18 protein-coding genes are annotated in these 14,505 nt (G+C 65.6%); 13 read left to right on the plus strand and 5 right to left on the minus strand.

All coding sequences use genetic code 11. The features are described 5' to 3' along the window. Positions 1-28: 28 nt before the first annotated feature. From L5G28_RS03710 to L5G28_RS03745, 8 genes are read left to right on the plus strand one after another with little or no spacing between them, the layout of a single operon-like run. Positions 29-1,210 carry an acyl-CoA dehydrogenase family protein gene (locus L5G28_RS03710; protein ID WP_237000339.1) on the plus strand — a complete coding sequence of 394 codons (1,182 nt, stop codon included), beginning with the start codon at positions 29-31 and terminating at the stop codon, positions 1,208-1,210. Then, positions 1,207-2,349 carry an acyl-CoA dehydrogenase family protein gene (locus tag L5G28_RS03715; protein ID WP_237000340.1) on the plus strand — a complete coding sequence of 381 codons (1,143 nt, stop codon included), beginning with the start codon at positions 1,207-1,209 and terminating at the stop codon, positions 2,347-2,349. Before L5G28_RS03710 ends, L5G28_RS03715 begins: the two co-directional genes overlap by 4 nt. Then, on the plus strand, positions 2,346-3,845 hold the full coding sequence (locus tag L5G28_RS03720; RefSeq protein ID WP_237000341.1) for an MFS transporter: 1,500 nt from the start codon (positions 2,346-2,348) through the stop codon (positions 3,843-3,845). Before L5G28_RS03715 ends, L5G28_RS03720 begins: the two co-directional genes overlap by 4 nt. Further along, on the plus strand, positions 3,842-5,524 hold the full coding sequence (locus L5G28_RS03725) for an AMP-binding protein (RefSeq protein WP_237000342.1): 1,683 nt from the start codon (positions 3,842-3,844) through the stop codon (positions 5,522-5,524). The genes L5G28_RS03720 and L5G28_RS03725 overlap by 4 nt, the downstream gene beginning before the upstream one ends. Then, positions 5,521-6,060 (plus strand): FAS1-like dehydratase domain-containing protein, encoded by a 540-nt coding sequence (locus tag L5G28_RS03730; RefSeq protein WP_236998079.1) that lies wholly within the window; start codon positions 5,521-5,523, stop codon positions 6,058-6,060. Before L5G28_RS03725 ends, L5G28_RS03730 begins: the two co-directional genes overlap by 4 nt. After that, positions 6,057-6,473 carry a Zn-ribbon domain-containing OB-fold protein gene (locus L5G28_RS03735; protein ID WP_237000343.1) on the plus strand — a complete coding sequence of 139 codons (417 nt, stop codon included), beginning with the start codon at positions 6,057-6,059 and terminating at the stop codon, positions 6,471-6,473. The genes L5G28_RS03730 and L5G28_RS03735 overlap by 4 nt, the downstream gene beginning before the upstream one ends. Beyond that, complete coding sequence (locus L5G28_RS03740; RefSeq protein WP_237000344.1) at positions 6,470-6,904, plus strand: MaoC family dehydratase; 435 nt, start codon at positions 6,470-6,472, stop codon at positions 6,902-6,904. The genes L5G28_RS03735 and L5G28_RS03740 overlap by 4 nt, the downstream gene beginning before the upstream one ends. Then, on the plus strand, positions 6,901-8,076 hold the full coding sequence (locus L5G28_RS03745) for a lipid-transfer protein (protein ID WP_237000345.1): 1,176 nt from the start codon (positions 6,901-6,903) through the stop codon (positions 8,074-8,076). The genes L5G28_RS03740 and L5G28_RS03745 overlap by 4 nt, the downstream gene beginning before the upstream one ends. Positions 8,077-8,128: 52 nt before the next feature. Here the strand turns inward: L5G28_RS03745 and L5G28_RS03750 are convergent, their stop codons facing one another. The 3 genes from L5G28_RS03750 to L5G28_RS03760 are packed head-to-tail and all read right to left on the minus strand — an operon-like array spanning position 8,129 to position 10,087. Then, positions 8,129-8,698 (minus strand): TetR/AcrR family transcriptional regulator, encoded by a 570-nt coding sequence (locus L5G28_RS03750; protein WP_237000346.1) that lies wholly within the window; start codon positions 8,696-8,698, stop codon positions 8,129-8,131. Between the two features lie 43 nt (positions 8,699-8,741). Continuing rightward, entirely contained in the window at positions 8,742-9,212 is a 471-nt protein-coding gene (locus L5G28_RS03755; RefSeq protein ID WP_237000347.1) for a nuclear transport factor 2 family protein, read from the minus strand. Continuing rightward, positions 9,209-10,087: an LLM class F420-dependent oxidoreductase gene (locus tag L5G28_RS03760; RefSeq protein ID WP_237000348.1), complete on the minus strand. Its 879-nt coding sequence runs from the start codon at positions 10,085-10,087 to the stop codon at positions 9,209-9,211. Before L5G28_RS03760 ends, L5G28_RS03755 begins: the two co-directional genes overlap by 4 nt. A gap of 244 nt (positions 10,088-10,331) precedes the next feature. On the opposite strand from L5G28_RS03760, the gene L5G28_RS03765 reads away from it, so the two are divergent. Beyond that, positions 10,332-11,147, plus strand: coding sequence for a mycofactocin-coupled SDR family oxidoreductase (locus tag L5G28_RS03765; RefSeq protein ID WP_237000349.1), 816 nt, complete (start codon positions 10,332-10,334; stop codon positions 11,145-11,147). A gap of 272 nt (positions 11,148-11,419) precedes the next feature. Here the strand turns inward: L5G28_RS03765 and L5G28_RS03770 are convergent, their stop codons facing one another. After that, positions 11,420-11,890 (minus strand): winged helix-turn-helix transcriptional regulator, encoded by a 471-nt coding sequence (locus L5G28_RS03770; RefSeq protein WP_237000350.1) that lies wholly within the window; start codon positions 11,888-11,890, stop codon positions 11,420-11,422. 122 nt (positions 11,891-12,012) lie between these two features. On the opposite strand from L5G28_RS03770, the gene L5G28_RS03775 reads away from it, so the two are divergent. Then, positions 12,013-12,417 carry a PaaI family thioesterase gene (locus tag L5G28_RS03775; RefSeq protein ID WP_237000351.1) on the plus strand — a complete coding sequence of 135 codons (405 nt, stop codon included), beginning with the start codon at positions 12,013-12,015 and terminating at the stop codon, positions 12,415-12,417. A gap of 4 nt (positions 12,418-12,421) precedes the next feature. Next, positions 12,422-13,042: a cysteine hydrolase family protein gene (locus tag L5G28_RS03780; protein ID WP_237000352.1), complete on the plus strand. Its 621-nt coding sequence runs from the start codon at positions 12,422-12,424 to the stop codon at positions 13,040-13,042. Between the two features lie 2 nt (positions 13,043-13,044). Here L5G28_RS03780 and L5G28_RS03785 read toward each other — a convergent pair whose 3' ends face one another. Next, complete coding sequence (locus L5G28_RS03785; RefSeq protein ID WP_237000353.1) at positions 13,045-13,236, minus strand: hypothetical protein; 192 nt, start codon at positions 13,234-13,236, stop codon at positions 13,045-13,047. A gap of 6 nt (positions 13,237-13,242) precedes the next feature. Here L5G28_RS03785 and L5G28_RS03790 point away from each other — a divergent pair, with 6 nt between their 5' ends. Beyond that, a complete protein-coding gene (locus tag L5G28_RS03790) occupies positions 13,243-13,524 on the plus strand; it encodes a TetR/AcrR family transcriptional regulator C-terminal domain-containing protein (RefSeq protein WP_237000354.1) in 282 nt (93 codons plus the stop codon). 45 nt (positions 13,525-13,569) lie between these two features. Further along, entirely contained in the window at positions 13,570-14,481 is a 912-nt protein-coding gene (locus L5G28_RS03795; RefSeq protein WP_237000355.1) for a D-isomer specific 2-hydroxyacid dehydrogenase family protein, read from the plus strand. The last annotated feature ends 24 nt before the right edge of the window (positions 14,482-14,505 follow it).

Raw genomic sequence — 14,505 nt, forward strand, 5'->3', positions numbered from 1 at the left:
CACCGACTCCGAGGGAGACCGAACCTCGATGTACCTCCACCTATCTGATGAGATTCGCGAGTTGCGCCAGGCGCTTCGCGGCTACTTCACACGACTCCTCACTCCCGAGATCCGCAGCGCCTTGCTCAGCGAGGGCGAGGCAGGCGGCCCCACACGTGACCGAGTCCTCCGCCAGATCGGCAGCGACGGATGGCTCGGCCTCGGCTGGCCGGTCGAATACGGCGGCCAGGGTCGCGGCGAAGCCGCCCAGTACGTGTTCTTCGACGAGGCGTACCGAGCAATGGCGCCCATCCCGATGATCACGCTCACCACTGTCGGGCCCACGCTGATGAAATACGGAACGCAGGAGCAGAAGGCATACTTCCTCCCGCGGATCCTTGCGGGAGAACTGGTCTTCGCGATTGGCTACACCGAACCCTCAGCCGGGACCGACCTCGCCTCGCTGAGCACACGGGCGGTCCGTGACGGCGACGTTTACGTGATCAACGGCGGCAAGGTATTCACCTCGAGCGCCGACGGCGCCGACTGGATTTGGCTAGCGGCTCGCACCGATCCTGATGCTCCCAAGCACAAGGGCATCTCGCTGATTCTCGTGCCGACCACTGATCCCGGATTCTCGGTCACGCCCGTTCGCTGTCTCGGCGATGCAAGCACTACTGCCACGTATTACAGCGACGTGCGAGTACCGGCATCCAACGTCGTGGGTGAGGTGAACGGCGGCTGGCGGATGATCACGACACAGCTCAACCACGAGCGAGTCGGCCTCGCCGCGTACTCGGGGATGTGCGAGGGATTCCTCGACGACGTCCGCGCGTGGGCCAACGAGCAGCGCACTGCCGACGGCGGGCGGCTCAGTGACCAGGGCTGGGTCCGTTCGCTTCTCGCTGAGGCGACTGCGCAGTTGCGTGCGATGCGCCTGATGAACTGGCGGCTCGTCTCTGCCGCCGCCGATGGCGACGTCCATCCCGGCAACGCCTCGGCGGCCAAGGTCTTCGCGACCGAATCGGTGGTCGACGTGTATCGCAAGCTGCTCGAGATCACCGGCCCGCGAGGCCTGCGCGTGACCGACGAGCCGTGGCGGTTCGACGGCGGTCGACTGGCGCACCTGAACTTGTCGGCGCAGATCAACACCTTCGGCGGCGGTGTCGCCGAAGTCCAACGAGAGATTGTCGCGTGGACGCGACTTGGCATGACGAGGAGCGCACGATGACCGAGACGGTGACAACTGACCCCGCGCCGTGCATGGACTTTCACCTATCGGAGGAAGAGAACGGCCTCGTCGAGGCGGCAGTCGCGATGTTCTCCGAGCTCAGCACTGACGCCGCCGTTGTGGCAGGGGAGGAGGACGAGACTGCGTACGACGAGCGCATCTGGTCGCACCTCGTGGACGGCGGTCTACTCGAAGCGATCCTCCCATCCTCAGCAGGCGGCACCGGCCTCGGCATGTCGGGATTGGTCCAAGTCTTGCGCGTACAGGGCATGCACCTCGCTCGGGTTCCGCTCGCATCTACCGCGGTGGCCGCCCTCGCGATCGCTTCGCTGGGCGGGCCGTCGGCAACCCTCGCACAGATCGTCGCGGGCTCGGCACGGGTCGCGGCGCTGCTCCCTGAGGCGCTCACCCGCGTCGACGGAGCCGCAGCGTCCGCTGGCTTCACTCTCACCGGGGCAGTCGACTTCGGTTATCTGGCTCCGGCCGCCACCCATGTGATGGTCACGTTCCACACCCTCGACGGCGAACGGGTCGCCGTCGTTCCCGTCGACCGAATCGGAGTCTCGCTCGATCATTGGCGCGGCATCAGCGGCCAACTCCATGCCGCCGTAACCTTCATCGACGTGCAGATCGCCGCCGAGGAACTCGTCGGCGTCGGGTCGGATGCCGCTGGGTGGGTCCGGAGGCACTTGCTGGTTGCCGTGGCGGCATTGCAGGGCGGGGTGTGCCACGAAGCCGTCCGCCGCACAGCGTCGTACGTCTCCGAACGCGAGCAGTTCGGCCGTCCCCTCTCGACCAACCAGGGCGTCGCCATGCGCGCCGCCGACGCGTCGATCGATTCCGAGGTGATCGAGCTTACCGTTCTCGACGCCGCCTTCGGACTGGACGCGGCGCGTACCGAGCCCGGCGAGAGTGTCGACGTCCACGAGAGCGCTCTGGTCGCAGCGTGGTGGGCGAAGCAGGCTGGGATCCGGGTCGTCCACGCCACCCAACACTTGCACGGGGGCGCAGGCGCCGACCTGGACAACCACATCCATCGATTCTTCGTATGGGCGCGTGAGATCGACATCCTCTGGGGTGCAGCCGATTCGATCCGGGACGAACTCGGCGCGCTCGTGACGACCAAGGACGAACAGTGAGTACCCCACCGGTATCGACGCTGAAGGGCGGGGTCGTCGGCACCCTTGTCGTGCTTGTCTTCGCCGAAGTCGTCGCAGCATTTGAGACCACGATGGCGACCCAATTGCTGTACACCCCCGGAGAGTTCTTCACCAAAGACCTGTCGGCGCTGATCTGGATCGTCACCGTCTACGCGTTGGCCGCGGCGCTCGCGACCTGCTTCGTCGGACGTCTTGGTGACCAATTCGGTCGGCGGAACGTACTGATCGCCGTGCTGATCGTCTCTCTGGTCGGCTCGGTGATCAGTGCGTGCGCCCCGTCTTTGACCGTCCTCATCGCCGGCCGCGCTCTGCAAGGCGTCAGCGGGGCGATCCTTCCGCTGACGATCGGAATCGTCCGCGCGTCGTTCCCGGCGGGCCGGGTCGCGCTCGGAGTGGCCGTAGTGAGCACGTCAGCACTGGTCGCGGGCGCCTCGGGTTCCCTAGTCGGCGGCGTGCTGCTCGATCACGCAACCTGGCACTGGATCTTCTGGTCTGCCGCCATTCTCGCAGGAGTGTCAGCCTTCCTGGCCTGCACCATGATTCGGCGCGACCCGCCCGAGACCTTGGCGTCGGCGAAGGGTATCGACTGGTTCGGCGGCATCCTGTTCGGCGGTGGCATAGCTGCGACACTCTATGGCGCAACCACGAGCAAAGATCTCGGCTGGAACAGCACGCAGGTCCTGGTGTTCATCGTCATCGGTGTGGCAGCCCTGGTGCTCTGGTATCAGTGGGAGCGCCGCATCGCCGACCCGATGATCGATCTAGCCATGTTCGCCGACCGAAAATTCTCACTCGGTATGGTCGCGACCGCGTTGATCGCACTCGGCCCGATCGGCATGGGGACGGTCCTCTCGATCACCCTGTATCGCACGCCCAACGTCATCAACTCCCCGAGCGGCGACATTTCCCTGCCGGTCGGCCTGGGATACAGCGCGACGATGGCCGGCGTCCTCGGATTCCTCACCGCCGCAGCGTCATTCGCGATCGCTCCGTTGATCGGAAGAATCAGTCAGAACTATGGTGCTCGGACCGGCCTCATGGCCGGCTCGGGTCTGGTCATCGTCGGCTTCGGGATCGTCTCCTTTGCCCCGACGGATCCGGTCGTCGTCATCGCCGGGCTGCTGCTGAGCGTCTTCGGAAACGGATTCCTGTATGCGGGAATGCCGACGGTGATCGTCGAATGCGTCACTCCCGAGCACACGTCGACCGCCACCGGGATCAATGCGGTGGTGCGCACTACCTTCCAAGCGGTCGCCGCGTCGCTGGTGGCCATTCTGCTCACCGTGTCACCGATCATCCTCGGCGACAACAGTTTCACATCCCGAACCGGTCTGAACCTGGTGGTCGGCGTCTGCATTGCCGCCTGTCTGCTCACCATGGTGGTCGTCTCGCGGATCCCCGCGCAGCAGCCACCGCACGCGCAGGGCGAACCGTCCGCTGCCCCTTCCCCTGCTCTCGATGAGGAGATCCGATGAACACCGTCCTGACCACTCGCGATGCGTTGGACCGTCGCGCCGACGACGACCACGTCGGGTTGCTGTTCGAAGACGAGTCCTGGACCTGGCGCCAGTTCGTCTCCGAGAGTCGTCGGCGCGCGAACATGATGCTCGCCCTGCACGACGACGCACGCCCATTCCACATCGGTGTGATGCTCGAAAACGAACCGGAGTTCCTGTTCCTGGTCGGTGCGGCCGCATATTCGGGCGCGACAGCTGTCGGCGTCAACTTCACCCGTCGGGGCGAAGAGCTGGCCAGAGACATTCGCTTCACCGATGTCGAAATCCTCGTCACGACATCAGAATTGATGGCGCATCTCGACGGCGCCGACACCGGCATCTCGTCGGACCGCGTACTGTTGCTCGACGACCCCGCCTACGCCGACCTGCTCGGTCGCCACTCCGATGACCGGCCGGACGTGGAGTCGCCAGGGGATCCGCAGACCCAACTGCTGCTGATGTTCACCTCGGGTTCGACCGGGTCGCCGAAGGCGGTGATCTGCTCGACCGGACGCATGGCGCGCACCATCGACTACGCACACATGGGTGTGACCCGCGATGACATTCCCTATAACTGCATGCCGCTCTTTCACGGCAACGCGTTGTTCGCGTGCTGGGCTCCCGCCGTCAACGTCGGCGCGGCGTTCGCGATGGCCCGGAGGTTCTCGGCGTCGAGATTCGTCCCCGATCTGATCAAATACAACGTCACCTACTTCAACTATGTCGGTCGCGCCCTCGCCTACCTGCTGGCACAGCCCGAACGGGAGGAGGAAGCGCACACCAGGCTGCGAGCCTGCTTCGGCACTGAGGCATCGGATCTGGACCGTCGCGAATTCCATCGACGTTTCGGAGTCTGGCCGACGGAGTCGTACGGATCCAGCGAGGGTGGCTTGAGCATCAGCCGAACCGAGGACTCACCTCCCGGATCTCTCGGCCTGCCGCATGCGGGCACCGACGCCGCGGTGATGAACCGCGAGACGATGACCGAGTGCCCGCGCGCGCTCTTCGACGAGAAGGGACGCATTCGGAATGCGGACGAGGCGACAGGCGAGCTGGTGAATATGCGTGGCGCCGCTGGCTTCGAAGGGTATTACCGAGATCAGGCCGCGATGGACGAACGCATCCGCGGCGAGATCTTCCTCACCGGAGATCTCGGGTACCGGGACGAGCAGGGCTACTTCTACTACGCGGGCCGCGGAAGTGATCGGCTCCGGGTCGACAGCGAGAACTTCTCGGCGGCCCCGATCGAGAGGATTCTGGCCCGCTTCGACCACGTCCAGGTCGCGCTCGTCTACCCGGTGCCCGATGCGCGCACCGGTGACCAGGTGATGGCGACGCTGCAGGTCGCGGATCCGACGTCGTTCGATCCGGCCGCGTTCGCAGAGTTCCTCGCCGCCCAGTCGGATCTCGGAGCCAAGTGGGCTCCGAGATACGTCCGTGTGGTCGAGGACGTACCGGTAACCGCGACGCGCAAGGTCGACAAGCCTCGCCTGCGCCGGCACGGGTGGGACGTTGCCGAACCGGTGTACTACCGCCCGACTGCGGCACTCGCATACACCCCGATCGACGCGGGGATCCGCGACGACATCGCACAGCGGTTCGCCGAGTGTGGTCGCGCCAACCTCGTTCCCGAAGGTCAAACGAAGGAGATGCCATGATCAGCGACCCGTTGACGAGCGTCACGGCGATCATCGAGCGAGGCCACGAACGGGTGAGCGTCGCCCGTGACACCGTGAATCGACCGATGATTCATCATCTGTGTGAGGCGCTCGGGGACACCGATGCCCGCTGCTTCGACCCCGACGTGGCGCGGGCCGCCGGATACTCCGACGTGATCGCACCGGTATCGGCGCTGCAGGTCTGGAACATGACAAATCCGTCCGAGCCGGAGATTCGCACGGACGTCGAAGACGCGTACAGCGCGGTCAGCGACGCCGGATACTCGGCCGTGGTCGCCGTCAACAGCGACCAGGAGTACGACCGGGCGCTCGTGCCGGGCGACCTGCTCACCGCACACGAGCGCGTCGAGTCGATAGTCGGTCCGAAGACGACCGGGCTCGGTGAGGGGTACTTCATCACGACACTCGTCACCTATACCGACCAGAACGACGTACGCGTGGGAACCATGCGTTTCCGCACGCTCTGGTATGACCCCAGCAAACGCGACACAGCAGATCGAAAGGAAGAGCGATGACCGATGCGCTTCGACCCCGCCCGTCCGTCAACCTCGACAACGGCTTCGTCTTCGAGGCACTGAACGACGGCCGACTCGTCATCCAGAAGTGCGATGGATGCGCGGAACTCCGTCATCCGCCGGTGCCGATGTGCCCGTCATGCCACAGTCTCGACTGGCACGGCGAAGAGATGTCGGGCCGCGGAACGCTGTTCAGTTACGTCGTGCTGCATCACCCGGTGGTGCCGCCGTTCCGACCCGGATACGTCGTGGCGCTGGTCGAACTCGAGGAAGGCGCCCGTGTCGTGATGCCACTGGAGGACGTCGCACGCGATGACATCGAGATCGGAATGGCGCTGAGCGTCGCCCCCGAACGGATGGACGACGAACTGACCCTTCCCGTGGCGCGGGTGCGTGCGGAGGTGCCCGCATGACGCGCACGCTGAACCGTCCGCCCATCACCGACGTCGGAACGACGCTTCCCGAGTCGACGGTGCCGATCACGGCGACACTGATCGTCTCGGGCGCGATCGCGACCCGCGACTTCCAGAAGGTGCATCACGATCGTGACGTCGCTGTAGCCGCGGGCACCAAAGACATATTCATGAACATTCTCAGCACTAACGGACTAGTGAACCGATACGTGACGGAATGGGCGGGCCCGACGTCGCGGATCACCCGCATCAACATCCGACTCGGGGCGCCCAACTTCCCCGGCGACACGATGACGTTCACCGGCGAGGTGACCGCCCGCGACGGCGACGACCTCACGGTCGCGTTGGTCGGGACGAACAGCATGGGCGCGCATGTCACGGGAACCGTGCAGGTGGGGTTCCGGACCGACGAGACACAGGGGCAGAAATGAGCAATATCAGCGACAAAGCAGTGATCGCAGGCATCGGCGCCACCGAATTCTCGAAGGCGTCCGGTCGTTCCGAGCTCCAACTGGCGCTCGAGGCGAGTCTCGCCGCCTGCACAGACGCAGGTGTCGACCCGCGAACGATCGATGGGATGGTGACGTATTCGATGGACACCTCGCCGACCATCGACGTCGCTCGCGGCCTCGGTTGCGACAACATCGACTTCTTCAGTCTCGTCGACTACGGCGGCGGCGCTGCGGCCGGCACCATCGCGCACGCGGCGATGGCCGTCGCCTCCGGTATGGCGACGACCGTGCTCTGCTATCGCGCGTTCAACGAACGCAGTGGCGCCCGGTTCGGTCAGGCGATGAGCACCGAGGGGTTCGCGCCGGACGCGCGTGCGACGCACTTCTCGTGGTATCTGCCGTCCGGGCTGATGACGCCCGCCTCGTGGGTCGCGATGTTCGCCCAGCGGTACCTGCACTTGTCCGCCGCGACGAGCGAGGACTTCGGTCGCGTCGCCGTCGGAGTCCGGGACTTCGCGGCGACAAACCCGAAGGCGTGGTTCTACGGGCGTCCGATCACGCTGGAGGAACATCAGGCGTCGCGGTGGATCGCCGAACCGCTGCACCTGCTGGACTGCTGCCAGGAGTCCGACGGCGGTCAGGCGTTCATCGTCACCACACCCGAGCGTGCCAAAGACCTCGCAGGTGAGGCGGTGACCATCCGGTCCGCTGCTCAAGGCTCGGGCTACGACCAGCATGCGATGACGAGCTATTACCGCAAGGACGGTGATCGAGCGCTGCCCGAGATGGGGGGCATCGCTCGACGTCTGTGGGCGGACACCGGTCTCACCACGACAGACATCGACACGGCGGTGCTGTACGACCATTTCACCCCGTTCGTGCTGGCCCAGCTCGAGGAGTTCGGTTTCTGTGAGCCAGGCGAGGCGAAGGACTTCATTCGCGACGGGCACACAGTCCGCGGCGGCTCGCTGCCGGTGAACACGCACGGCGGCCAACTCGGCGAGGCCTACATCCATGGCATGAACGGCATTGCCGAGGGGGTACGGCAGATCCGAGGCACGGCCGTGAACCAGGTCGACAACGCGCGAAACGTGCTCGTCACCGCGGGCACCGGAGTGCCGACGTCAGCGCTCATCCTTGGTGGGGGCTGATCCTGGGTGCGCTGGAGTGACCCGCTGCACTCCAGCGGTCCGTTTAGTCCGGTCAGGACTGCAACAGTCCGCGGATCACGTCCACTGCGACTTCCTGACGAGACTGGTCGTCGACGTCGGCAAGCGGGATTCGGTCATGAGCGTAGGTGAACTCCCGCTGCAAGATGTCCATTCCGAGCATCACGCGCACGCGTGTCTCGGCGTCGGCGCCCGGCGGCGTCGCCAGCTCAATGGCGCGCTCGATGTGCTGTCGGAAGCGCTCGTCCAATCCGTTGTCGTCGAATTCCCATGACCGCTTGCTCAGCAGGGTGATGACCCGCCGGTCCGACTGCAGTAGCGCGCCGTATGTCATCACGAAACGCCACCGGTCCTCGAACTCGTCGTACCGCGCGGGCGTCTCGCCGAGAAAGACGTCGATGCGCTGAAGCAATGGCTCCACGATTGCCATGAGGAGGCTGTCTTTGCTCGGAAAATGGTAGTAGAGCGACGCCTTGGTAATCCCGGCCTCAGCTGCGATCGCGCTCAGTGGCGATTCGACATAGCCACGCGTGAGGAACAGCTCCGTGGCGATTTCGACGATTCGATCGCGAGTACTTCCGCTGATGTTGCTCGTGGTAGCCATCTATTCGATGCTATACGGCGGGTGAGCAGGCGCTCATATCCGATCAGGCCTCGAAGGGGCGCGGCCGCGCTCGCTTCACCGGATGTAGGTCGATTAGATCGATCGTGATCGTCCGGTCAGCGATCAGCCACCGTCCGGTTGAGTGGTCGTACTCGTCGGTGTAGCGAAGGTGCCAGGTCAAGTCGTCCGCACCCTTGCCCGCCGACGTGACGTGGTGGGCCACACACTTGACGCTTCCGCGCGCGCGGCCCGATCCGGCGGTGGAGACCACCGCTCCGGCGAGTGCGTGATAGGTGACGGCGAACGCACCTAGGCGGCTCAGCTCGTCTACGATTGCCGATCTTCCGCCGCACGCCCGGACGGGCCCCATCTCGTCGGGCGGGTCCGGCGCCGTAAGCACCGCGTTGGGGACGAACAGGTCACCGATGCGCTCGAACTCTCTCGCGTCGGCGAGGTGCGCGTACCCGGCAACGAGATCGTCAATCTGACGACGGTCATCGAGTGTCAGCATCATCGCAGTTGCAGCCTGTCGGCGCAGGCAGACACTTCGTCCTTGAGCTCGTCGAGGTCCGCGGTCTCGGTGGTCGCGAGCACGAGTCGGTTGGCGCCGATGCCCTCCAACGACGCCACGCCTTCCAAATCGATCCGCGACGCGAGGTGACCCAGGGACAGGTCGATGGCGTCAGCATCCCGGCCAGCAGCGTCGGCGGCCGTGCGCATCAGATCCAGGAGTTCAATCAGCTGCTTACCACGCACGCCGAGTGGCTGAAAACCGTCGCCCAACCGACCTGCGCGACGTGCGGCGGCTCGGCTGTGTCCGCCGATGTGGATCGGTACACCGGAAGCCTGTGCAGGCTTGGGGTAGCTGACTGCACCGTGGTACGAGAAGAACTCCCCGGCGTGGTCGACGCCCCCGGCTCCGCCCGCCCACAGCTGGCGAAGGACCGCGATCTGTTCGTCAGCGCGGCGGCCGCGCGCAGCGAACGGGACATCGCACGCCTCGAGCTCTTCCTGCATCCACCCCATTCCGACGCACACGCGCAATCGCCCTTTGGAGAGCCGGTCGAGTGTCGCCAACCGCTTGGCAAGCACCACGGGGTGATGGTTCGGCAGGACCAAGACGCCGGTCGCGAGCCCGAGCGTATCGGTGTGGGCTGCGAGGAATGACAGCAGATCGAGTGGGTCGGGCAGGTCGCAGTCTGCGCTCAGATCGACACGCCCGGAAGGGTCGTATGGATACTCGCTGGAGTACCGGCTCATCATCACGGTGTGCTCGACCAGCACCAGCGATTCGAACCCGCACGTCTCCACGTGCTGCGCGAATGTCGCCATCCAGTCGGGGTCGGCCGATTGTCCAGCTCCAGGAGGAGCGATCACCGCGAATTTCATACCTACACCCTTCAAATCCCAACCAAGCGCTTGTTTGGTCAGCATACGACTGTTGAGCGTTCCCCGCGTGGCCTCCGCGAACATTGACGTCACTGAAGCCAATGGCTACAGTGACTGGGGTCACCGATCGGCGACCACCTGAGTCTGCGCTTCCACAGTTCTGCGGCACGCCTAGGAAGGACCCCTGATCGCGGCCGAGCCTCATTCGCTTGAGCCCCAGTAGATCTCAACAATCAGGAGAATCATGACCCAAGTACGTCGGTTCGAAGGTAAGACCGCGTTCATCACCGGTGCAGCGCGTGGGCAAGGGCGAGCCGAAGCAGTCCGGTTGGCGAGCGAGGGCGCCGACATCATCGCCGTCGACATCTGCAAGTCCTTTGATTTCCCCGCCTATCCCGGAGCGACCTCAGACGACCTGGCTGTGACCGTCGGTGAGGTCGAAGCGCTCGGACGACGCATTGTGGCGACGGAGGTAGACGTTCGTGACTACGACGCACTTCAGCAGGCGGTGGCAGACGGGGTCGGCGAACTCGGCCGGCTCGACGTGATCATCGCGAACGCTGGTGTCTGCAGCGCGGCCACAACGTGGGAACACGCGCTGGACCAGTGGCAGGAGACCATCGACGTGAACCTGACCGGGGTGTTCCACACGGTGAAGGCCGCGGTGCCGATCCTGCTCAAGCAGGGACAAGGTGGAGCCATTGTGATGACGAGTTCCGTTGCGGGGCTGCGCGGGGTACCGTTCGCAGCCGCCTACTCGGCGAGCAAGCACGGGGTCGTCGGCCTGTGTAGGACACTCGCGAACGAACTCGGGCAGCACCGGATTCGCGTCAACACCGTTCACCCCGCCGGGGTGAACACCGATATGCAACCCGTCGATATGCAGCAGTTGATTACGGAGCACGCCGACACCTTGGGTCCCATCTTCATGAATGCGCTGCCGGACACCATGAGCGACGCCGAAGACATAGCCGCGACAGTGGCGTGGTTGGCCTCCGACGAGGCTCGCCATGTCACTGGATCGCAGATTCCCGTCGACCTGGGAACCCTCATTCGCTGACTGGGCGTTGCCGGGAAGGCCTTCCGATGGAACGAATCGGGGGCGAGGGCGACTCGCAACGCGTCGATCTCCCGCGCGAGGTGCGTCACTACCTGGCTCGTCGCCGACTACGGCGTCAGATGGGTCGGCGTTTTACCTCGCGATCGCGGGTTGCCCGACCCTGGTCGCACTGCTCGTCATGAAGGAGACGCGTGATGTGGACCTCGATCGCGTGTAGCCGGAAACCAGTGGGACGGACACGGCGCACAGAAACGGCAGAGCCGAGGCGCGGATCAACGGCCCGCTCGACGCGCCCCCGGGCCCGGTGCGGTATGGACACCCCGGCGGTCGTCGATCCGATGACCGGCTTCGCAGTGCAGTTCGAGGTCGACGCGGGCGCCGCAGTCGTCGTGCCGGACCTCGAGCGACGGTCCTTCTGGGCCGGCGCGATGGGCGTCGCCCCAGGCTCGCAACGACAACAGAACGGGCTGGAGGTCGAGTCCGGCATCGGTGAGCCGATACTCCTTGCGGCGCCGGGCGCCGGGTTCTGTGTAGTCCGCCGCATACAGGACTTCCTCGTCGACGAGCTTGTGGAGTCGGTGTGCAAGCACCGAGTCGGAGGCCCCGGTATGCTCTTTGATCTGGTCGAATCGGCGGATTCCGTTGAACACTTCGCGCAGGATCAGCACACTCCAGCGGTCGCCGATCACGTCGAGGCTGCGCTGGACCGAGCAGTTGTCGGTGTCGTAGTCGAGCCAGTTCACGTCGTGAATCCTATCTGACTTCGTGATTGACAGTCAGCATCTCTGGATCTAACTTCGATTACAGAAGTCAGATGTGGTGAAGGCGTCGTTGATAGGAGAGTGTTGTGGCAGACGGTTCCGGAATGCCTGATGTGGGTATCGACGCTGCGAGCGAGTTCTTGAAGGCCTCCGGGCTTGAGGTGACTCTCGCGACGGGCACGCGGGTGGAAGGTCACGTCGACCTGGACGAGCGCCATCACACGCCGTGGGGTGTGGTGCACGGTGGCGTCTACGCGACATTCGTCGAGAGCGCTGGCAGTATCGGTGCGAGTGCCGCGGTCGCCGACAGTGGTCAGTTCGCCGTCGGCGTGCACAATGCGACCGACTTCCTGCGGCCGTCGAAGGGCGGTCGGGCGACGGTGGTGGCCGAGCCGATTCAACAGGGGCGGACCCAGCAACTCTGGCTCGTCGAGGTCGCCGACGAGTCGACCGGGAAGACTCTCGCGCGCGGGCAGTTGAGACTGCAGAACGTTCCGTTGCCAGAATGATCAGGTGATCGATTACCTGGTACCGCACTGGGCGCGGTCCGCGCTCGTCCTGGTCGACGTCCAGCAGGACTTCGTCGAATCGGTGGCGGGGACGCGAGATGTGCTCCCCGCGCTCGTGCACTTGAGCGAGGCGTTCCGGGCGGCAGGCCGACCCATCGTGCATGTCGTCCGCTCCTACGTCGCCGGAGAGTCGGACGTCGACCTTGTTCGACGGGCTTCGATCGAAGCTGGGCATGCACCCGTCCGGCCGGGCACGGTCGGTGCCCAGATCCCGGCCGAGTTGCTCCCCGGCGCAGTCGACCTCGACTGGGATCTCCTGCGATCGGGAAGGCCGCAGGAGATCGGCCCCGGCGAACGTGTCCTCTACAAGCCTCGTTGGTCGGCCTTCCACCGCACGGTGCTGGATGACGTGCTGCGCACAGCCGGAGTCGACACGGTGGTCGTCGCCGGATGCAACCTGCCGAACTGTCCGCGCGCGACCTTGTTCGACGCGTCCGAGCGCGACTACCGGACGGTGCTCGTCGCCGACGCGACCTCGCAGGTCACCGATGGCCGTCTCGCTGACCTGGAGTTGATCGGCACCCGGTTGCGCAGCGTCGACGACGTAGTGCGCGGCCTGTCCTGACTTCACGGCTCGACAATCGCGCCCGGCCGCGTCGCGGACGCGATCAGGAGAGCGGCGAGCAGTGACCCCACTGCTCCGACCACCGTCAAATCGTTCGTGCGGCAAAGCTTCTCGACCGAATCGTCGACCCGCGAGCGGACCTCGTCGCCTTCGGGGAGGCGTGGTCGACTCCCGAGCCGGAGACTGCTCTGCATTTCGCGATGGTCCGGCAGGTCAACGCGGATGCCGAGCACATCGATCCGGGCGTCCTCGCCGCCTGGCAGGACGCGGGTCCCCGGCGCGTGCGCGACGCGATCGCGGGTCACCTGCGCAGGCACGCGGACGACGGCGTCTTTCACATCGACGACGAGCGGATCGCCGCGGTCCAACTCGTCCAACTGACCGCAGGTTCGGTCGACTCCGTCGCCGGTGTGGACGCCGGGCAGATGGTGCGAGCAGGTGTTGACGTCTTTCTCGCCGCCTACGGTGCAGCCCGGTCGTGAAGCAGATCGGGCGTGAGGGCCCCGATCGTGATAGATCATGACCTCATGAGCACACTGCGCGTCGCCGTCGAACCGGCTCCCGATCAGCACCTCGCCTCCGCAGTTCGGGAGGTCGGCGGATCGGTCGTTCCCCTCGCCCAGGCGCAGGTCCTGGTGTGGATCGGTGGACCCGACGGATTCCCCGACCTCCCGGACACCGTCGAGTGGGTCGCACTCAGCACTGCGGGCATCGAGCGGTTCGTCGACGCCGGCGTCCTCGACGACAAGCGGGTCTGGACCAACGCGTCCGGCTTCTACTCGCGCGGGGTCGCCGAACACGCTCTCGCGCTCCTGCTCGGCGGCACCCGGCAGATCGTCCGATCGGCCAAGACGCGCTGGGCGAAGGACGCCGTCGATCCGGCCGTGCGGACGCTGCGCGGCAGCACCGTCGCGATCGTCGGTGCAGGCGGTATCGGTCGCGAACTCACGCCGCTGTTGAAGGCGTGCGGGGCGACCGTCCTCGCTGTCAATCGGTCCGGGCGGCCGGTCGACGGCGCAGACGTCACCGTCGCGTCCGATCGAACCGACGAGGCGCTGGCGCAGTCGGACCACGTCGTGCTGGCCGCTCCCGACACACCCGAGACGCGGCACATGATGAACGATCGGACGTTGGCCCTGCTCAGACCGCACTCGTGGATCGTCAACGTGGCGAGGGGGCCGCTCATCGACGAAGCCGCACTGCATCGCGCGCTGACAGCGGGCGTGATCGGAGGAGCCGCTCTCGACGTCACCGACCCGGAGCCGCCTGCCGACGACCACCCGCTGTACGACCTGGACAACGTGGTCCTCACTCCCCACGTCGCCAACCCGACGGGTCGGCTCACCCAAGAGATGGCGCCGTACCTGGCCGAGAACCTGCGACGGTATGTGGCAGGCGAGGAACTGCTCGCCGTCGTGACCGCCGACCGAGGCTACTGACCGATACCCGGGCTCCGGGACCGA

The sequence above is a fragment of the Gordonia liuliyuniae genome, from assembly GCF_021739025.1.
GTDB lineage: Bacteria > Actinomycetota > Actinomycetes > Mycobacteriales > Mycobacteriaceae > Gordonia > Gordonia liuliyuniae.